We start from the raw sequence: 19,113 nt of genomic DNA, 5'->3' as shown, positions 1-19,113 counted from the left end.
ATGAAGTTATTATTAATAGGTAATCACACGTGTGGTAATAGAGGAGACGCAGCAATTTTAAGAGGCTTAATGGCTGAACTAAGACTGCAGCATCCTGATGTAATGATTGATGCTTACAGTCGTTATCCTGTGAGCTCAAGTTACATTCTTGATGAAACACTAACCGTAGACCCTATCGAGCAGTACCACGACAGCGCAACTTCATTTATAGATAAAGTGTATAAAAGGTTTAGCCGTCGGTTTTTGGGTTATTATTTAGCTAGAAAGCTAAAAAAAGAAGACTTTGTTAATTTACCAAAACACATATTAAAACAAATTAATGTAATGCATAATTACGATGCTATCATTCAGGTTGGTGGCTCAAACTTTGTTGACTTATATGGCCCAGCCAAATTTGAAAGTGCTCTGTGCGCGCTATTGGCTAAGAAAAAACTATTTTTAATTGGTCACTCTGTTGGGCCTTTTAATAGCAAACGTTATGCAAAATTAGCCAGTACTGTTTTTTCACGGGTGGAAGTTTTAGCGCTAAGGGAAGAGTTGAGTCACGGTTTAATGAAAAAATCTAACGTTGCTGATATTAAAGTAACGAAAGGCGCAGATACAGCTTGGATTGTTCCAAATACGCCAATTACATTATTTCCTCATTTAGCCAAGCTTTTAGAAAACAAACCCGTCATAGCTATTACGTTAAGGGAGTTAGCCCCCTTTGATCGCCAGTTAGGCGTTACTCAGGCTCAGTACGAAGAGCGTTTTGCTGATTTAATAAACGCGCTAATACAAGAAGGTTATCGAGTTGCAATATGTTCTACAGGCACAGGTATAGACAGCTACTGGCGAGATGACCGTATGATTGCCTTAAAAGTGCAAGCGTTAACACAAAATCCTGAATGTCATGTCATTATGGACGAACTTAACGATGTACAAATAGGAAGCTTCTTGAGCCACTGTATCTTAACGATTGGTACTCGCCTACACAGCGCCATTATTTCAATGAACTTTGGCACGCCTGCAATTGCGATAAATTACGAGCACAAATCTAAAGGCATTATGGCGCAGCTGGAAATGCCCGAGCTTTCAAAAGATATTAGTACCTTATTTGATGGTAATTTATTAACTAGTGCAAAGGAAGTACTAAACAACATTGAGCAAGTTAAAGTAAAAATGAATGTTCAGGTTGAACATGAAAGGCAAAAAGTAAGGATGATGGTACAAAATACATTGAATAATATCAGCGGAAAAAAATGAAAATTACGTTCTTTTTGAACCAATTTCCAGAACCCTCAGAAACATTTGTTATTAATCAGATCATTGGGCTGATCAAACTTGGAAATGAAGTCAATATTATTGCTACTCGCAAGGGTAATATAGCGCAGTGCCACCAATCTGTAATAGACTACTCACTAATAGAAAAAACGACTTACTTAACAAGCGAATTAACACAAGATAGCGCGATTAATATTAGAGCTAAACGTATATTAAATACAATTAAGCCACTAAACATAAAAAATAAATTAAAAGCATTAAATATTAATCGTTTTGGTATCCATAGTCGGTCACTATTATTACCTAGTATTGTTACTCGAAATAGCAAGGTATATAAAGCTGATGTTTTTGTTGCCCATTTTGGTACTGCAGGCGTAGTAGCAAACAAATTAAGAGAGCTAAATTTATTAAAGGGTAAACTTGTAACGATCTTCCATGGTTCGGATATTTCTGTTCATTCCATATTAAAAGTATTCAAAGATGACTACAAAAAACTCTTTATGACCGGCGAACTTATGGTTCCTATTAGTGACCTGTGGAGGAGTAGGCTAGAAGAGCTAGGCTGTCCTGAGAATAAAATAAAAGTCAATCGCATGGGGATAGATAGTAAGCAGTTTAAGTGTAGGAGTTTTGATAAGCCTTTATTTAAAAAGCTTAAAATTATCACCGTCGCTCGCTTTACAGAAAAAAAAGGGCTTACATACGCGCTAGATGCAATGGCTATATTGCAAAACCAAGGAGTTGAGTTTGAATACAGTATTATTGGTGGCGGCGAATTAAAAAGTGATATTGAAAATCAAATAGCTAAATTAGCATTAAAAAATGTAAAATTATTAGGCTTTCAGCCACAAAATAAAGTCTCAGAGCTACTTAATGTGTCAGATGTATTTTTATTGCCATCAATAACAGCAAAGTCAGGAGATATGGAAGGCATTCCAGTGTCCTTAATGGAAGCTATGGCCATGGGCCTAATTGCTGTATCTACTTACCATAGTGGTATACCAGAATTAATAACTGACTCGAAAAGTGGCTTTTTAGTACCAGAGCGTAATGCCGAAGAAATAGCTAAAGTGGCTTTAAAAATAGCAAATGATGAAATAAATATCGAAAAAATACGTAAAGAAGCCAAGGAAAGGATTGATGCTTCTTTTGAACAAACCAAACTTTACAAAGAGTTTATAGGGATATTGGAAAAGGTTAATGAGCAATAAAAAGCAGGGAGCTTGGTTATTTTTATCGTCAGGGGTAGCAGGAGGTGTACAGTTTTTAATATTTTCAATGCTAGCGTATTACACAAGCCCAGAAGCAATTGGTGTATTAGCTATTGTAAATGTATTTTTAGCAATTGCATTTTTAGTGCAAGATATGGGGTTGTCTAATTATTTTATATATAAGCAGCATTTAACCCGAGCAGAAAGCTCTACTCTGTATTTTACAAATTGTGTTTTAGGTGGTTTAGCGAGCATAATTATTTTGCTATTGGCTTCGCCAGTTGAAAGCTTTTACAAGTCCAGTGATATAGCAAAAAGCATGTATATTATGGCCTTTAACTTCATTTTATTGGCTATATCGGCGCAATACCAAGCTAATTTTATCAAAAGTGAAAAAAACGTCGTTTTGGCAAAAATTGATATTTTTGTTAAATTTGGCATGCTAATTTCTACATTCACCTTAATAAAATTAGGTGTACCCAGTATTTTTCCATACCTTTATTCGTATCTTATAATGAACTTTGCACGTTATATTATTTTTATAATCAATGCAGAAAAAACATGGCACCCTACATTTACATTAGACCTAAAAATAATTAAGCCAGCGCTTGAATTCGGCAGTTATCAAATGGGCTCACAAATTGTAAGCCAAGTGAGGACACAGCTAGATCAGTTAATTATAGGTAAGGTAATGGGGGTAGAAATCTTAGGCCTGTATTCTTTTGCAAAAGAATTAATAATGCAGCCTATTAAATTTATCAGGATCCTAATCGCCAGAATGCTTTACCCAAAGCTTGCTAAGCTTCAAAGTAACGAAGAAAAGTTTTACAGCGTACTAAACCGTTCAACCAGAACGCTATTAATATTAAATTCTACCCTATATCTACTCTATGTAGCAGGGCTACTTACCTTAGTAAGCTTATTTTTTAGTGAATACAGCAAATCGCTCCCCGTACTATGCATACTATTTATATTAGGCCTTGTAGCTCCCTTTGGCAGTTTATTTGGCGTAATAGCACAAGCAAAGGGTAATACTAAAATTGAATTTAAATGGAGTATGATATCTGCTTTTATTAGTGTAACTTCATTATTTTTTATCGCACAATTTAACAATATAAATCAATTTGCGTTAGGGGTAGCTGTATTACAAATTGCGCTGACAATAGGATCATTTTTCTACTTTCGTAGCTACGATAAAAACATATCCAAAAGAAACTTTTTTATCATGTTAACCGCGAATGTGGGTTTATATGGCTTATTAAATTTAATATTTATTTCTTGGTAAAGCTTGTTCTTAAGTAGCTTCACTCTGTTTATTACGTAGTGTCGTCGTATATTTAGCTGGCGTTACAGGGCTTGATTACTGGCACTCCCTTGCAATTAAAGCTGAGGGGTCGTTTTCAGGCACAATCGCTATTGCTTTAATCAATTTATTGATGAAAGCTAATAGAGCAATTACAAAGCTTGACCACAAAGCTGAGCGGTATGCATCCACTGGTGTTCCTGTAAATGAATATAATGACGCGGCAAAAAAACTAACATGACATCCAACACTTAATTGAAATAGCTCAAAAGTAATTAACTGTTTATCAAAAAGCTTTTTACACTTAATGCAAACCATGAGTGAGTAAAAATAAAAAATAAAAATCATAGAAGTGAAAGCGAATAAACCAAGCAGACCATAGCGAAATAGGTAATCTAAGTAACTGTTTTCAATGATCATGCCTTGTAAAGCTAGTGGAGAGCCTCTATGCCAGTATTTAAACCCCTCATCTAAGGCAAGTAGAGTTTGACTTTTTCGAGTCGATGTAGAGCCATCTAAATGCCCCTGTTGGAGTAGATCTATAAATCTCGTGATGTAATCAAGATTAATATCAAAATAAATAATAAAAAGTATAAATAATGTAAAAAGAATAAGCATGCTTAAAAAAATTTTCTTTGCAATACCTAGTCTTAAAATTATAGATAAAAGCGTAAAGTATAATGCAATTATTATAGTGGCTAAGTAACCAGTTTTGGATTGAGATAAAAATATGGCCAACAAACTTAAAGTTACAAATAGAGCTGCTGTTTTCCTTTTTTTACCAAAGAAAAACTCAATAATATGAATCGCTAAAAAAAAGCTTAAGAAATAACAGGTAATATATACCCAGTCAAAAGTGCCAGGGGCTCTAAAACCAAAGCCACTATAAACGTCCTTGAAGCTCAGTATTTTCAATGCTGTAATATCACCAAAAACTATTTGCAATACAATAACTATTAATTGGATGAGAAAGATATAAGTTAAAGCTTGCTTAACTTTTAAAGCACCATTAAAGCCGAAATTTTCCGCAAGTAACGAATAGAAACAAATAACATATGAAAATAGTAAAATAGGCTTTATTAGGACAGAAAAGTGAAAGCTCGATAACTCCTCAATAGAAAAAGGGAAACTCATTATCATTGCAAAAAGTGGAAGGCAATAAATATAGGCCACATTCGGGACTGTGGCTGTAGTCCTTGTAGCAAACACTACAAAAACTAAATAACCAAGCATAACTAAAAAGTAAGACTTCTGCATTACAGCCGGTTCTATAGACAAAATAAAGTACGTAGGCCAGTAACATAAAACAAATAATGTCGATAGCACTAGCCATTGTGCAGTGTTTAGAGGAACATTATTTTTTTGCAAACTTAAACCCAATCATTTTATATAAATAGCTTATTGTAAATTTAGGGTATTTTTTTAATACTCTGTCGCGCACATGCTTGTGCAATACCATACGTTGTAGCCATCTTAACCCAAGCTTTTTCACTAAAGGGTGATAGTAATCGGGTTTTATGGATGTTTGCGTTAAGAAACCACCGCAAGTAATAATAACAGCTGATTTAATCAGTTGATGTTTTACCTTTATAGAAAAATGTTCCTGATATGGAGTACCCATACCGACTAACACAACATCAGGCTTTAGCAAATTAAGCTCATTAATTGTCTTATCTGGGTCATTGATATATCCATCTCGCTGGTACACAACATTCAAGTTAGGGAACTGCTTTTTTAGGTTAATAACGGCCAGTGTATTTTCGTCAGTAGTGGCACCTATAATTGCAATGCGTTTATTTTTTGTTGCTACATACTGTAAGAAAGGCTCCGCAATTGAGCTGTAGTCAAAGCTTGCCCTGGTTATTTTGGGTAAAAATAAGTTGTGAAGAATGCATAGCAAAGCGCCATCAGAAAAATAAATATCAACGTCATTAATTAAACTTTCTTCTTTAACTACTTCGTAATACGAAAAGGGATTGAGAAACGAAATGACAGTTGAATTTTTTGATTCAAATGCACTGTTTTGAATATCAATAAAGCGATCGCCAGAGTGTATTTTATTATTAAGCTGTTCGTTCATAATAGTGATTTGAATAATGTGTAATAGTATTGTGTGGCTGCAGGTAATAAAAAATCATCCACGGCAGGTGAGGGCAATAGGTTTCTTTTTTCGTTTACAGTGATTATTTTTTTTACAAGTTGATCTGTATCTAAAAAGTCGACTAAATAGCCATTTTTACCATTGTTAGTCAGCTCTTTAGGGCCATATCGGCAATCAAACGTTATTATTGGTGTATTTAGATAAGCGGCCTCGACTAAAACAGTGGGTAAGCCTTCCCATCGTGAGGTCAGTAATATTGCCTTTGCATTGGCAATATATTTATATGGGTTATTTGTTGAACCATGAAGAATTATATTGTCACTTAAACTTTTATCGCTTATCAGTTTTTTTAAATTTTTAAGCTCAGGACCATCGCCAATAATTACGACTTTTATTACGTGGTTTGTTTGCTTAGCCTTGCCAATCGCATCAACAAGTAAATCGTAACCTTTTTGATGATGTAATCTACCAACACACACAAAGTAATCACTGTATTTAACTTCTTTGTTTGCTAATTGTTTAATTGACTCATCTAGTACAGGGTTGTAAATACAATGCACATTATTTTTTGATACAACATTTAGTTTTACTAAGTTTGTTAAAATACCTTTTGATACACAAACTACAGCGTCCAGCTGGGAGTACAGGAATGTGGCACCTAAGCGCCTAACGACATTTTTAAATCTGCTCTCCTGAGGAAGATTAATAGGTGTATGCTGTATGGCTATTTTTTTTATTTTTTTAGATATAAATAATCCATATTTAGATAGCCCACCTTTAGTGAATACAACTAAATCGGGATTTAAGTCGAGCGATATTTGGCGAAAATTTATAAATTTATTTTTATTACCCAATTCGTAAATTGGCGCTAGTTCTTTAAAACGAGCCGTTAAGTCGCCACTTTTTTGTTCGCACACAATCGTAATATTACAGTTATGAATTGATTGCAAACCGGTTATAAGCTGCTCGGTTACCCTTTCTACACCACCTAAGCAAAAGTCTTCAAAAACAAAAAAAATGTGCATGTTAACACCTAACGTCCCAGTAATTTTTTCATATTGTGAAGCAGTGCATACTTATAAATATCTTTATGTGAATTTATTAGCAAACTAAGCGACACCCAATTGCCACATATAATTGCTTCCCAACATTTCATGGCGTTTAGTTGCTTATTGTCCATTAATAGTGAGTGTTTATTTAAGAACTGCTTAAATCCTGTAAGCCTGTTTGGAGAGCGCGTTATACTTGTATCACATAGTTCTTCATATTGTAGATAGGTGGATTTAGGTAGTTTTAGGCCGGTGCCATAATGTTTGAAAAATCTAATCCACGTGTCGTAATCTTGCCATGCTTTAAACTTAGTATCAAACCCACCAATACTTTTAAGGTTTTCAGTTTTGCAAAACAATTGATTGCCTACTTTATTCACTACAAGGATATCGTTTAAGGTAAGTTCGCCTATAAAGAAATTGTGCTCAACTTTTGAGTTGCTTTTACATACGGTTACAGGAGTACATAACGAGGTGTATGAATCAGACCAGTTATCCATAAAATAGGAAAGCCTGTCATATGTGAATGCGTCGTCGTCATCAAGGCCTGTTATAAATTCACCAGAGGCTGTGTTAATTGCTTTGTTACGAGCAGCGCAGGCGCCAAGCGCTGTTTCATGATGAAAAACAATAATGCGTGGGTCAGTGAGCGCTAACTCATTTAAGTAGTCAAAGGTTCCGTCAGATGAACCATCGTTGACTATAATAAGCTCCCACTGAGAGTAAGACTGACTAAGCACGCTTTGTACAGCACGTTTTAGGTTGTTAAGCCTATTATGCGTTGGCATATAAACTGTTATTAAAGGGGCTTGCATTAGCGAGCCTTATAAAAGCGAATTAGGGCTATAAAACTTCCAAAAATACCACCTAAAAAAATGCTTACTATAATAATGAAAGCACGTTTAGGACCTGCCTTTTCTTCAGGAATAATAGCCGGATCCAAAGTAGTAAATATATACTCACTTTTTATTTCGGTTAACATTTTTGTTTTAGTTTGTTCTTCTATTAGCCTATAAAAAACCGCTTCCATATCCGCAATACGAGTTTGTGTTAGTTTTTCGTTGAGGTAATGTATGCTTTTATCTGCTTGTTCTATATCATAACTTTGCATTTGTGCGTTTATATCTTTAACTAAATTGGTCACAATTTGTTGCGCGAGTACAGGAGATATATGCTCATAAGAGATTCTCACCAATCCATTTTTTTCTGTATCTATTAGCAGGTTGCTTTCAAACTTTTTAAAGGCAAGCCAATATGGGTTTGTATCTTCTGGGAGTAAAAAGCTAGCGTTGTTAGTGTCGTATATTTCTGAATCGTATGTAAATGACTGCTCTTCTTTATTCCAGCTCTTAGCGGCAATAAGAGGAGCAACTAGGTCGTATTTTTTTATAAACGCATATACAAACTCTTTGGTTAACATTTTTGCTTGGGCAACTTCTGTTTTAAAGTCGTCATCTGTTAAGTCACCTAAACCGGCAAGAGAAGCAAGACCTCCAAGCTGTGAGTCCATTTGTGAGCTTTGCCCTTGAAGCAACTGTGTTGGGGCTAGTAATGTTTCAGCTCTGTAGGTATTGGGAGTATTTATGGCTACAAAAAAAGAGATAACTGCACAGGCAAAGCAAATTGCAAAGATATAAAGTTTAAAAGACCATATAGAGCTTATTATTTCACTCAGTTCTGGAGGCGGTAAGCTCTCAAAAGCTTTATCAGCGTTGCCCATTATTTTTCCCTGCTTAATTAGTGACGTACTTGATTTTAGTGGAGGGATTATACCTAAGTTTATTTAGGTTGCCATAGCTCAAATGTGCGCTTGTAAATACACGTAGGGTAAAAAGAGATATTAAAACGTAATAGCTACTCAATGTATGACTTTAGTTGAAAAGCTTTCGTAAATTGCAAGCTCAGTGTAAACAGTTGTGATTTACAAAAAAAGCTATGTTAGAATCTCCGACTATTTGATTTAAAGTAGAATTTAACTCCACTCATTTTATGGGTGCGTTAAGTTTAGATACGCAGTAGTGGTTAGGGTTAATTTAAAGCAGGATGCTTTAAGCTTAAGGGAAGGAATCTGTTGATAATATTCATATCAATTGGTTTATCCGCATTTAAAAGCGCCATAAGTTAGTAGTCACGTATTTATAGAAAAATACTATAAATCGCTTAAGATTGCGCGTAACAATAAAAATGGGTTTTCATGAGTACTAATAATTTATCATTAAGATATTACACAGCATAGGAGGGCGTATGGAATTTATTTTAGCTATTATTTCATCATTTGTTCTGTCGCTTTGCTCCATTAAATTATTTAGACCATTTGCAGTTAAGTATAATCTTGTCGACAAACCAAATGAGCGTAAACACCATGATGGACACGTACCGCTTATTGGTGGAGTCGCTGTTTTTGCAAGTGTTGCTATCTCATGCAGTATCTGGCTGCCTTTTAATCAAGAACTAACGAGCTATTTATGTGCGTCTGGTTTAATGGTTTTGCTTGGTGTGATGGATGATAAACACGAATTAAGCGTGAAATTTAGAGTTGTTTTCCAAATTATTGTTGCAACGTTCATGATAATAGCAATAGATAATTATATTGTAGAACTTGGCGATATTTTTTATTTTGGTGATGTACAGTTAGGTTATTTTGGTATCTTTTTTACTTATTTAGCAGTCATTGGGTTAATAAACGCTTTTAACATGGTCGATGGGATAGACGGCCTCTTAGGGGCTATGGCCATTAATACTTTAGGTGCAATTGCACTTTTGTTACTGCTAAACCAAAAAGAAAACCTATTTACCGTGTTAATTGTAGTTGCATTAATTCCATATTTAATTTTTAACCTAGGCTTTTGTGGAACCCGTTATCGAAAAATTTTTATGGGAGACGCTGGTAGTATGTTTATAGGTTTTACGGTTGTATGGTTACTAGTGACTAACACTCAAGGACAATCGGCAAGCTTTAGACCTGTTACTGCCTTATGGATAGTCGCTATACCATTAATGGATATGGCCGCACTTATTGTTAGGCGTATAAAAAAGGGGAGATCTCCCTTTCATGCTGATAGAGATCACCTTCACCATATATTTCTTCGGGCTGGGTTTAGCTCACGTTCAGCTTTGATAATTATATTTACTTTAAGTGTACTTTTTTCAGGCGTAGGTGTGATAGCAGAATTACTTAATGTACCCGAGTTTGTAATGTTTTTTGGGTTTATTATTTTATTCTTAATTTACAGTGTTACTATATTACACATCTGGAAGGTACTTACTTTTGTTAGGCGTTTTACTACAAAGCAAATTTAATTGAGTTTACAGTTTAATGGGCTTAGCATACGCTCTAATGAAGGCTTTTTTAGTAGGTTAATGCAAACCCTATAAAAGTTGTTTAAGCGCATATACATTTACCTGATAAAGATTAAACAGTCTCAATGGCCTAAATATGGACTTTTGGTTACCTCTAACAATATCTTTTATATTATCTTTTGTAGCAATAAAGATTGTAAATCCTATCGCTATAAAAACAGGCCTAGTCGATTATCCATGCGCACGCAAAGTACATGAAGGGCACATACCTTTAGTAGGTGGTATAGCTATATATTTGTCTATTATGCTTGCATCAGTGTTATTTATTGAGCATAGCCGAAATTTAAATATATATTTAGTCGCTGCAGCCTTAGTTTTATTTTTAGGGGTGCTAGACGACCGTTACGACTTATCTGTAAAAACGAGGTTAGTTGCGCAAGTTATTGTTGCCTCTTTAATGATATTTGGCACTGAAACGCACTTAAATAGCCTTGGTTATCTTTTAGGTGATTTCGAAATTAAGCTTGGAACATTTGGAATAGTTGTAACCATAGTCGCGATTATTGCCGGCATTAATGCAATAAATATGATGGATGGAATCGATGGGCTTGCGGGTGCGCTTAGCTTAATTGCTTTTGCTGCTATAGCATTTTTTTTAAACAGGGTAGCAAATGACTGGTTTTTACTCCCCACTTTATTTATAGCCTCATTACTTGCGTATTTAATGTTTAATTTAAATCTACATAAGTCTTTTTCAAAAATATTTATGGGTGACTCAGGTAACATGCTCATTGGTTTATCATTGGTGTGGTTAATGGTATTAAGCGTCAACTTAGAAACTCCTGCATTCAAGCCTGTAACCGCTCTCTATATAATGGGGGTGCCTATTTTAGATATGGCTACTGTGATAATACGCAGGTTAAAATCTGGAAACTCCGCTTTTTCTGCTGATCGTCAGCACTTACATCATTTATTTGAGGCTGCAGGGTATAGTCGTACGTCAGCACTTATTTGTATTTCTAGTTTTGCCTCGTTACTGGCTGTGCTAGGGTGTGCTGCTGATATATTTCTAGTGCCTGAATGGATTATGCTAGTCACATTTATTATTTTATTTATTTGTTATGCTGCTATAACACAGCGTGTATGGAATAAAATTGAGCTTAAAAATAGTTAGCATTAGTTTGCTAATTTTCTAATACGTAAGGTTATGAATTATAAAATGAAACATAAAAGTTTAATTGCGTTGCTTACACCTCTATTATTTACACTAGGTTGTACTTCGTCTCCTCCAGTTATAAAAGCTTCAGTTGCCCTTATTGATAAACCTATAGAGTCTAATAAAGTAGATGCATTGCCTAGTGAGCTAGATAAAGCAGTTCAAGGCCGCCCACAAGGATATGTTAGTATTTACAATGGGACAATGATGCTCTTAGGAAAAAAATATACATCTGCTTTAGGCACGCAGTGCCGCATAATATATTTAAGTGATGAAAACAACAAAGTAAAAAAAGAGCGTCGAACAGTATGCAAAAACGAAAAAACTCAGCAATGGTCTATGACCCCGCAAGTTATCGAAAATAAAAATAACCAAATTAGCTTTGGAGTTTAACGGCTGCTATGAACACTTTTATCCATAATTTAAAATCAATTTATGCGTTGGTCTTGTTAGCTATAAGCTTACAAGTGACAAATGTTGCATATGCTGCTGAAAAAGTTTCGTTAAACCAATTAGAAAACGGTACCTACAATTCGCAGCCTCGCGCAGGGACTATGTTACCGGGCGAAATGTCGGCTTCGCAATTGCTACCTTCTGCAGAGGCTGGTTTACCGCCACCTTACGGTGCAAACTTATTTGCTGGGGGTTATGAAAGCGAACGCCAAGATGGCCTAAATGACGACTATACGATAGCACCAGGAGATAAAGTATCAATATGGTTATGGGGTGCAATTAACCAATCAGAGGTTATTACTGTAGATAATCAGGGTAATTTGTTTATAACTAACATTGGCCCAGTATATGTAGCAGACGTTAAAGCCAGCCAGTTAAATAGCTACGTAACAAAAAAAATTAAGCAAGTATATAAAAAGAGCGTTGAGATATACGTAAACTTGCTTACCGCTACACCGGTTAGCGTTTATATAAGCGGTAGTGTTGCTCGCCCGGGGCAATATGCCGGTATCGCCTCAGATAGCATACTTTATTACCTCAAACGCGCAGGTGGTATAGACTCTGAACGCGGTAGTTACCGCAGCATAAAAGTATTACGAGACAATAAAGTAATCCAAAATATTGACCTATATGACTTTATTTTAAAAGGTTACCTCCCCAAATTTAATTTTAAAGACCGTGACGTAATTTTAGTAGAGCGTCAAAAAGCAACCGTAGTTGTATCAGGGAGTGTACGAGCTCCATTTAGGTTTGAATTTAAGGGCAGCCAAGCAACTGGCGAACAATTAGCTGAGTTTGCACTACCTATGGCTAAAGTAAGCCACGTAGCAATTTCAGGGGATAGAAACGACGGGCCTTTTTCTGTGTACTTGCCATACGGTGAATTTAAACACTTTACGCTAAAAGATGGTGATAAACTTATATTTAATGACGACATACGTGCTCAAGTTTTAGATATACAAGTCGCAGGCAGCTATTTAGGGCCGTCGTACTTTGCTGTTAAAAAAGAAACACGTCTTCATGACCTCCTAGCTAATATCGAAATTGATAAAGACCTTGCTGATTATCAAGCCATTTATATCCAGCGTAAAAGTGTAGCGGCTAAACAAAAAGAAATGATAGAGCAATCGTTAGATAGGCTAGAGCGAAGTGTATTTACAGCACCAGCTTCATCAGACGGCGAAGCTAAAATTAGAGCCGAAGAAGGCCGAATGATTTTAGAATTTACCGAGCGAGCACGTAAAGCCGTGCCGTTAGGTAAGGTTGTTATTGCTGATGGTGGTAAAGTGGCAAACATACGCCTAGAACAAGGTGATGTAGTTCATATTCCCGCTAAAACAGATTTAGTGCATGTAAGTGGTGAGGTATTAATGCCACAATCACTGGTATATAACGAACAAGCCACCATAGAAGACTACGTAGCGTGGGCGGGCGGCTATAGCGAGCGAGCTAACTTTGAACAAATTATGGTTATTCACCCAAATGGAATGATTGACCTTAATGCAAGTGGCCCACTTAAGGCAGGCGATCAAATTTTAGTACTCCCTAAAGTAGATACAAAACTAATGCAATCGGTTAAAGATATAACGCAAATTATTTATCAAATTGCCATTGCTGCAAATGTAGCTACTTAATCAATGACTGCAGTAATTAAACGCAACAATTGGGCAATATGGCGCGATGTTATATTTGCCCTGTTTGTTCGCGAAATCCGTACCAGCTTCAACGATAGGCTAGGGTTGGCTTGGGCGGTTTTTCAACCACTCAGCTTTATATTTTTATTGTCTTACTTGCGTGGCATGATAGAAGGAAATGAATCACATACTGTTCCAACATTTGAATTTATGATGTATGGAATGCTACTCATACAACTGTTTTTAGACACGTTTATGAATGTTTCCAACTCATTTAAGAAAAATAAAGCTCTATTCGCTTTTAGACAGGTACAACCTATAAGTAGTGCGATTGCTATAGGCTGTTTTTATTTTTTAGTGAAAATTGCAGTTTTTGCTTTAATAATCCTGTTGATGTTTTTTCTACGTATTGATATCCGAATCGACGATCCTCTTTTTTTGCTGTTTAACGCAGCTACTGTTTGGTTCATAGCATTATCTTTGGGTTTACTGTTTGCAATCAGTCAATGCTATATACCAGAGGTAGGAAAAGTTCAATCTGTATTAACGCGGCCCTTATTCTTTATATCTGGCGTGTTTTTTTCGATGCAAGATATCCCTAAAGAATATTGGGCGTATGTAAATTGGAACCCAATATTGCATGCAATAGAGCTTTCGCGCCATGCTGCATATAACACCTACAATACCGATGGGGTAAGTGAATTTTATTTATTTGCATCAGCCTTAGTTTTATTGTTTTTTTCAATAGCAACGTATCATGTGTCGTGGAAACAGGCAATTAGCCGTTAAATAAAGTACAAGGTTAAATAATGATTAAGCTCCATAATGTAACTAAGTACTACCCATCTACACTAGGGAACCAGTACATTTTTAAAAACTTAAACTTTGAAATACCTAGTGGTCATAATATTGCCATTTTGGGTTCAAATGGGGCGGGTAAATCTACGTTATTTAGAATGCTTGCCGGCAGTGAATACCCCAATAAAGGGGAAATTATTACCGATTTACACTTGTCGTGGCCGGTAGCACTTACAACGGGGATACACCCACAAATGAGTGGCGCTGAAAACGCTCGGTTTATAGGCATGATCAATGGTGTGGCCGATCTAGATTTATATGTACGTAGGGTGCGGCAATTTGCAGAGTTAGGCCCTAAATTTGACCTACCTGTAAATACGTACTCAAGTGGTATGAAACCTCGCTTAGCATTTGCCTGCTCAATAGGAATCGATTTTGATGTTTACTTAATCGACGAAGTTACATCGGTAGGTGATGCTAATTTTAGAAATAAAACACGCCAAGCGCTTACACAAAAAAGTAAAAGCGCCAATGTTATTATGGTTAGCCACGAGATGGACGAACTACGTCACTTTTGCGACAGTGCAATTGTGCTCCATAAAGGCGAACTCACTTTTTACAACGATTTAGAGCAAGGAATTGCTCATTACCAGGCATTATAACTATGAGTCAACAAGCGGTAGATAAAATAGAGCAACGTTTTCAAGATATTGGTTTAAAAACCGATAAAGTTATTTGGGACGATGGCGAAAAATTAATCGGCCTTGCCAAGCAAGTAGAGCCAAAAGACATATATTTAGCTCGTCGAATTATGCAGCGTGCCCGAAATTTAAAACCCCAAAGTGAGCAAATAAATAAAGAACTTGAGCGCTTATCAACAAAAATAGCGGACAAAGCAAAGCAAACGCAAACAAGCTCATCTACAGAAAAAAGTGATGCCGACAATTTAAATAAAAATAGACATTTTTTAAAAGCACACAGTTTTTATGCAGAGCTAAGTAAAAAGCCACGCTTTAAAACATATACGCAGCCTTGGTTTTTATTTTTGTTAGTACCATTTTTATTATTTGCGCTTTATCAGCTGGTGTGGGCTGCGCCAAGGTACGAAAGTAGGGCGCAGCTTATTATTCAGCAGCCAGATGGCATGGCAACTATGGATCCTTCAATGGCGATACTCAGTGGTTTAGGGGTGAGCTCAAGCTCAACCGCAGATACCGAGATAGCCAAAGCGTATATTCACTCTGAAGACATGCTAAATTATTTGCAAACGCATAGTAATATTAAGCAACACTATTACGAAGGCGGGGATATTTTTTCTCGCTTAAGTGCTAATGCAAGTATTGAAGATTTACTCAAGTATTATCAAGATCACACCACAATTGAGATTGATGAAAATTCAGGGGTTATAAAAATATTAGTACAAGGGTTTACACCAGAGTTTGCCAAACAATTAACACAAACTATAGTTAACCGCGCTGAGTGGTATATAAACTCTATTGGGCACCAATTAGCAGATGCACAACTTAAATTTATAAAAACAGAGCATAACAAAGTAGAACAACGCCTACGTAATGCACAAAGTAAAATTTTGGCGTTTCAGCAAAAGAATAACTTGCTTGACCCAGAGGCAGAGGGTTTGGCACTACAAAAAATTACTTATGGATTAGAAAGCGAAATAGCAACTAAAAGCGCTCAGCTAAAAGGCCTTCGAACAACGATGACGGATAAAGCTCCACAAGTTGTAATGCTTGAGGCAGAACTAAGCGCCTTAAAGAATCAACTTGAACTAGAGCGTGAAAGACTTTCACAACAAGGTGATACTGCAAATAGCAACCACCTAGCACCTAGCAGCAAACTTAATGAAAGAGCAGTTAGTGAAGTATTGGCTCAGTTTGCTGATTTAAAAATTGAGCTAGAGCTTGCTGTACAAGGCTATACCTCATCAGAAGTTTCGCTAGACAAAGCACGTATAGAAGCCTACAGACAGCTAAAATATTTAGTAGTAGTAGAGGCCCCCACATTGCCAGAAGATAATCAGTACCCGAAAACTCTTTACAATATTTTACTGTTCGCGGTATTACAAACCATGATTTATGGAATAGGTAAAATTTTATTCGCGACGGCAAAAGAGCTCAGATAGGGTTAAGCTAAAAAAGCATACAATTGTCAAAATAATTTAAATAATTTAAGTTTTAGTAGTCAAATTTAGTACAAAATTTAAATTACATTAATGAAGTATAATTTATAAACTAGGTATGACATGAATATAGTAACTGCTGTAAAGCAAAAAACAGCTCGTAAAGGGATAATTTTAGCAGGAGGTTCGGGTACCCGTTTGTACCCACTTACAAAAGTGGTAAGTAAACAGTTAATGCCTGTATACGATAAACCGATGATTTTTTACCCTGTATCCACATTAATGGTTGCTGGCATAACCGAAATTTTAATTATTGCCACCCCTGCTGAGCTACCACGATTTAAAGAGCTACTAGGCGATGGCAGTGCATGGGGCATTAGTTTTGAATACGTAGAGCAACCAAGCCCTGATGGTCTAGCGCAAGCCTTTTTATTAGCCGAAGACTTTTTACAAGGCCAAAGTGCAGCATTAGTACTAGGCGATAACTTATTTTATGGCCATGACTTATCGCTATCGTTACAAAATGCAACACAGTGTGAAAATGGCGCTACCGTGTTTGGTTACCATGTAGCTAACCCAGAGTCTTATGGTGTGGTTGAATTTGACATAAACGGCAAAGCAATATCAATAGAAGAAAAGCCAGCTAAGCCTAAATCTAATTATGCCGTGCCGGGGTTATACTTTTTTGACAATCGTGTGGTTGAGTTTGCTAAAAACGTAAAGCCATCAGAACGTGGCGAGCTAGAAATTACCGATGTAATAGAGCAGTACTTAGCAAAAAAAGAACTAAATGTTGAGATAATGGGACGAGGGACTGCATGGCTAGATACCGGCACGCTCGATGACCTGCTCGATGCCGCTAATTTCATTCGCGCTATAGAAAAACGCCAAGGATTAAAAATTAACTGCCCAGAAGAAATTGCTTACCGTATGGGCTATATTAATGCCGAGCAGTTAAAAAAATTAGCCAAACCGCTTAAAAAGTCAGGGTATGGCAAATACCTTTTAGATATACTTGATCAAAAAGTCTTTTAAAAGCTTCGCATATAAGTTTAAAGCAAATAAAAATTCATTTATTTGCTTTAAACTGTTCACTCTGCCTTTCAAAATATCAAAGTAATACATATGAAATTTATAGAAACAATAATACCAGATGTAAAAATTATAGAGCCAAAAGTTTTTGGTGATGAGCGAGGTTTTTTTATGGAAACATTTCGCACTGAGCTATTTAACGAACACTGTAGTGAGCGTACTTTTGTACAAGAAAACCATAGTAAATCATCACACGGTACTCTGCGAGGTTTACACTACCAAACACAAAACACTCAAGGTAAGTTAGTACGTGTTACCCAAGGTGAAGTATTTGATGTGGCAGTAGATATGCGTAAAAACTCGCCAAGTTTTGGGAAGTGGGTCGGAGTGTTATTATCGGCTGAAAACAAACGCCAACTATGGGTGCCAGAAGGGTTTGCTCATGGCTTTTATGTAACCAGCGAAAGCGCTGAGTTTGTATATAAATGTACAGACGTATATAACCCAAGCGCAGAGGTGTCGATAAAGTGGGATGACCCAATTCTAAATATAGCTTGGCCATTAGTAAGTGGAAAAGTTCCGCAGCTTTCAGCTAAAGATGAAGCTGGCCTTGCATTAAATGATGCGCCCACGTTTAACTTATAAAAGCTAGTAAAGTATGAAAGTAATAGTAACAGGTAAAAATGGCCAGTTAGGCAACGAGTTGGCCAAGCTAAGTCCTGCGAATGCAGAGATAGAATTATTTGATAGTAAAGCGTTAGATATAACCAACATAGCTATGTTAAACGAAGTGTTAATCGCACATTCACCTGATGTAGTTATTAATGCTGCAGCCTATACTGCGGTAGACAAAGCCGAAACCGAAACCGAGCTTGCCTATGCTGTAAACGAGCAGGGCGCTGCTAATTTAGCTACTGTGTGTAAAACAATTGGCGCGAAGTTGATTCATGTTTCAACCGATTTTGTGTTTGATGGAACAAAAACCACCCCCTACGAAGCAAACGACATAACCAACCCATTAAGTGTGTACGGTGCATCGAAGTTAGCAGGCGAGCAAGCAATAAAGAATGTATTAGGCAGCCAAGCTATAATTGTGCGCACTGCGTGGGTTTACTCGGCTTTTGGCAATAATTTCGTAAAAAGCATGTTGAATTTAATGCAACAAAAAGAGCATTTAGGTATAGTGGCAGACCAAGTAGGAACTCCTACTTGGGCTAAAGGTCTTGCTGAATTTATATGGGCTTTAATTGTGCAAATAATGTCAAAAAATAGTATAAATTCAACACAAAATGACAATAAAGCAGATATTTTAAATTGGACCGATGCAGGTGTTGCTTCTTGGTACGATTTTGCCGTGGCAATACAAGAGCTGGCGTTGGAAAAGGGGTTGCTAAATAAAGAAATACCTATACGCCCGATACCGGCAACTAGTTACCCAACACCGGCAAAGCGCCCCGCGTTTAGTGTTTTAAATAAAGCTCAAGCAGAGCAGGTTAGTGGCGTACAAACAATACATTGGCGTGCACAGTTAAGTAATATGCTAGACGAGCTAGCGCAAAAAGCTAATTCGTAGAGGCTCAGCGTCTCGGTGGTAAATTTGTTTTTAAACACACAAA

General features: G+C 36.5%; 18 protein-coding genes. 13 read left to right on the top strand and 5 right to left on the bottom strand.

Features of this window, described 5'->3' with window-relative positions:
* From wcaK to PAT01_RS15615, 3 genes are read left to right on the top strand one after another with little or no spacing between them, the layout of a single operon-like run.
* On the top strand, positions 1–1,245 hold the full coding sequence (wcaK, locus tag PAT01_RS15625; protein ID WP_154945778.1) for a colanic acid biosynthesis pyruvyl transferase WcaK: 1,245 nt from the start codon (positions 1–3) through the stop codon (positions 1,243–1,245).
* Positions 1,242–2,474, top strand: a complete 1,233-nt coding sequence (locus PAT01_RS15620) for a glycosyltransferase (protein WP_154945777.1) — start codon at positions 1,242–1,244, stop codon at positions 2,472–2,474. Before wcaK ends, PAT01_RS15620 begins: the two co-directional genes overlap by 4 nt.
* A complete protein-coding gene (locus PAT01_RS15615; RefSeq protein WP_138577071.1) occupies positions 2,464–3,759 on the top strand; it encodes an oligosaccharide flippase family protein in 1,296 nt (431 codons plus the stop codon). Before PAT01_RS15620 ends, PAT01_RS15615 begins: the two co-directional genes overlap by 11 nt.
* 75 nt (positions 3,760–3,834) lie before the next feature.
* Here the strand turns inward: PAT01_RS15615 and PAT01_RS15610 are convergent, their stop codons facing one another.
* From PAT01_RS15610 to PAT01_RS15590, 5 genes are read right to left on the bottom strand one after another with little or no spacing between them, the layout of a single operon-like run.
* Positions 3,835–5,145 (bottom strand): O-antigen ligase family protein, encoded by a 1,311-nt coding sequence (locus PAT01_RS15610; protein WP_154945776.1) that lies wholly within the window; start codon positions 5,143–5,145, stop codon positions 3,835–3,837.
* Positions 5,132–5,857, bottom strand: a complete 726-nt coding sequence (locus PAT01_RS15605) for a WecB/TagA/CpsF family glycosyltransferase (RefSeq protein WP_096739036.1) — start codon at positions 5,855–5,857, stop codon at positions 5,132–5,134. The genes PAT01_RS15610 and PAT01_RS15605 overlap by 14 nt, the downstream gene beginning before the upstream one ends.
* Positions 5,854–6,903 carry a glycosyltransferase gene (locus PAT01_RS15600; protein ID WP_096739037.1) on the bottom strand — a complete coding sequence of 350 codons (1,050 nt, stop codon included), beginning with the start codon at positions 6,901–6,903 and terminating at the stop codon, positions 5,854–5,856. The genes PAT01_RS15605 and PAT01_RS15600 overlap by 4 nt, the downstream gene beginning before the upstream one ends.
* Positions 6,904–6,911: 8 nt before the next feature.
* The gene (locus PAT01_RS15595; protein ID WP_154945775.1) at positions 6,912–7,742 is read right to left on the bottom strand and encodes a glycosyltransferase; all 831 of its coding nucleotides are present in this window, start codon (positions 7,740–7,742) and stop codon (positions 6,912–6,914) included.
* Positions 7,742–8,647 carry a Wzz/FepE/Etk N-terminal domain-containing protein gene (locus tag PAT01_RS15590; RefSeq protein WP_154945774.1) on the bottom strand — a complete coding sequence of 302 codons (906 nt, stop codon included), beginning with the start codon at positions 8,645–8,647 and terminating at the stop codon, positions 7,742–7,744. Before PAT01_RS15590 ends, PAT01_RS15595 begins: the two co-directional genes overlap by 1 nt.
* A 524-nt stretch (positions 8,648–9,171) precedes the next feature.
* On the opposite strand from PAT01_RS15590, the gene wecA (PAT01_RS15585) reads away from it, so the two are divergent.
* From wecA (PAT01_RS15585) to rfbD, 10 genes are all read left to right on the top strand, one after another.
* The gene (gene wecA / locus PAT01_RS15585; protein ID WP_138577083.1) at positions 9,172–10,227 is read left to right on the top strand and encodes a UDP-N-acetylglucosamine--undecaprenyl-phosphate N-acetylglucosaminephosphotransferase; all 1,056 of its coding nucleotides are present in this window, start codon (positions 9,172–9,174) and stop codon (positions 10,225–10,227) included.
* Between the two features lie 136 nt (positions 10,228–10,363).
* Positions 10,364–11,401: a UDP-N-acetylglucosamine--undecaprenyl-phosphate N-acetylglucosaminephosphotransferase gene (gene wecA / locus PAT01_RS15580; protein ID WP_138577085.1), complete on the top strand. Its 1,038-nt coding sequence runs from the start codon at positions 10,364–10,366 to the stop codon at positions 11,399–11,401.
* 45 nt (positions 11,402–11,446) lie between these two features.
* Positions 11,447–11,836: a hypothetical protein gene (locus PAT01_RS15575; RefSeq protein WP_248443205.1), complete on the top strand. Its 390-nt coding sequence runs from the start codon at positions 11,447–11,449 to the stop codon at positions 11,834–11,836.
* Positions 11,837–11,844: 8 nt separating this feature from the next.
* Positions 11,845–13,530 carry a polysaccharide biosynthesis/export family protein gene (locus tag PAT01_RS15570; protein WP_154945773.1) on the top strand — a complete coding sequence of 562 codons (1,686 nt, stop codon included), beginning with the start codon at positions 11,845–11,847 and terminating at the stop codon, positions 13,528–13,530.
* 3 nt (positions 13,531–13,533) lie between these two features.
* On the top strand, positions 13,534–14,319 hold the full coding sequence (locus PAT01_RS15565; protein ID WP_138577089.1) for an ABC transporter permease: 786 nt from the start codon (positions 13,534–13,536) through the stop codon (positions 14,317–14,319).
* A gap of 20 nt (positions 14,320–14,339) precedes the next feature.
* The gene (locus tag PAT01_RS15560; RefSeq protein WP_138577091.1) at positions 14,340–14,990 is read left to right on the top strand and encodes an ABC transporter ATP-binding protein; all 651 of its coding nucleotides are present in this window, start codon (positions 14,340–14,342) and stop codon (positions 14,988–14,990) included.
* A 2-nt stretch (positions 14,991–14,992) separates the two neighbouring features.
* Positions 14,993–16,468, top strand: a complete 1,476-nt coding sequence (locus PAT01_RS15555; protein ID WP_154945772.1) for a KpsE/RkpR family capsule polysaccharide export protein — start codon at positions 14,993–14,995, stop codon at positions 16,466–16,468.
* 120 nt (positions 16,469–16,588) lie between these two features.
* Positions 16,589–17,500, top strand: coding sequence for a glucose-1-phosphate thymidylyltransferase RfbA (rfbA, locus tag PAT01_RS15550; RefSeq protein ID WP_154945771.1), 912 nt, complete (start codon positions 16,589–16,591; stop codon positions 17,498–17,500).
* Between the two features lie 90 nt (positions 17,501–17,590).
* On the top strand, positions 17,591–18,142 hold the full coding sequence (gene rfbC, locus PAT01_RS15545) for a dTDP-4-dehydrorhamnose 3,5-epimerase (protein WP_138577097.1): 552 nt from the start codon (positions 17,591–17,593) through the stop codon (positions 18,140–18,142).
* Positions 18,143–18,155: 13 nt separating this feature from the next.
* Positions 18,156–19,070, top strand: coding sequence for a dTDP-4-dehydrorhamnose reductase (gene rfbD / locus PAT01_RS15540; RefSeq protein WP_138577099.1), 915 nt, complete (start codon positions 18,156–18,158; stop codon positions 19,068–19,070).
* Positions 19,071–19,113 lie beyond the last annotated feature (43 nt).

The organism is Pseudoalteromonas atlantica (assembly GCA_007988745.1).
Classification (GTDB): domain Bacteria; phylum Pseudomonadota; class Gammaproteobacteria; order Enterobacterales; family Alteromonadaceae; genus Pseudoalteromonas; species Pseudoalteromonas atlantica.
The sequence above is the reverse complement of the archived record's forward strand: the minus strand, read 5'-3'. Positions and strand labels throughout refer to the sequence as shown.

What these genes read in the sequence shown, in the direction of transcription:
- wcaK (WP_154945778.1), top strand. Translation starts at nt 1, where the DNA reads ATGAAGTTATTATTAATAGGTAATCACACGTGTGGTAATAGAGGAGAC.
- PAT01_RS15620 (WP_154945777.1), top strand. Translation starts at nt 1,242, where the DNA reads ATGAAAATTACGTTCTTTTTGAACCAATTTCCAGAACCCTCAGAAACA.
- PAT01_RS15615 (WP_138577071.1), top strand. Translation starts at nt 2,464, where the DNA reads ATGAGCAATAAAAAGCAGGGAGCTTGGTTATTTTTATCGTCAGGGGTA.
- PAT01_RS15605 (WP_096739036.1), bottom strand. Translation starts at nt 5,857, where the DNA reads ATGAACGAACAGCTTAATAATAAAATACACTCTGGCGATCGCTTTATT.
- PAT01_RS15600 (WP_096739037.1), bottom strand. Translation starts at nt 6,903, where the DNA reads ATGCACATTTTTTTTGTTTTTGAAGACTTTTGCTTAGGTGGTGTAGAA.
- PAT01_RS15595 (WP_154945775.1), bottom strand. Translation starts at nt 7,742, where the DNA reads ATGCAAGCCCCTTTAATAACAGTTTATATGCCAACGCATAATAGGCTT.
- PAT01_RS15590 (WP_154945774.1), bottom strand. Translation starts at nt 8,647, where the DNA reads ATGGGCAACGCTGATAAAGCTTTTGAGAGCTTACCGCCTCCAGAACTG.
- wecA (WP_138577083.1), top strand. Translation starts at nt 9,172, where the DNA reads ATGGAATTTATTTTAGCTATTATTTCATCATTTGTTCTGTCGCTTTGC.
- wecA (WP_138577085.1), top strand. Translation starts at nt 10,364, where the DNA reads ATGGACTTTTGGTTACCTCTAACAATATCTTTTATATTATCTTTTGTA.
- PAT01_RS15575 (WP_248443205.1), top strand. Translation starts at nt 11,447, where the DNA reads ATGAAACATAAAAGTTTAATTGCGTTGCTTACACCTCTATTATTTACA.
- PAT01_RS15570 (WP_154945773.1), top strand. Translation starts at nt 11,845, where the DNA reads ATGAACACTTTTATCCATAATTTAAAATCAATTTATGCGTTGGTCTTG.
- PAT01_RS15565 (WP_138577089.1), top strand. Translation starts at nt 13,534, where the DNA reads ATGACTGCAGTAATTAAACGCAACAATTGGGCAATATGGCGCGATGTT.
- PAT01_RS15560 (WP_138577091.1), top strand. Translation starts at nt 14,340, where the DNA reads ATGATTAAGCTCCATAATGTAACTAAGTACTACCCATCTACACTAGGG.
- PAT01_RS15555 (WP_154945772.1), top strand. Translation starts at nt 14,993, where the DNA reads ATGAGTCAACAAGCGGTAGATAAAATAGAGCAACGTTTTCAAGATATT.
- rfbA (WP_154945771.1), top strand. Translation starts at nt 16,589, where the DNA reads ATGAATATAGTAACTGCTGTAAAGCAAAAAACAGCTCGTAAAGGGATA.
- rfbC (WP_138577097.1), top strand. Translation starts at nt 17,591, where the DNA reads ATGAAATTTATAGAAACAATAATACCAGATGTAAAAATTATAGAGCCA.
- rfbD (WP_138577099.1), top strand. Translation starts at nt 18,156, where the DNA reads ATGAAAGTAATAGTAACAGGTAAAAATGGCCAGTTAGGCAACGAGTTG.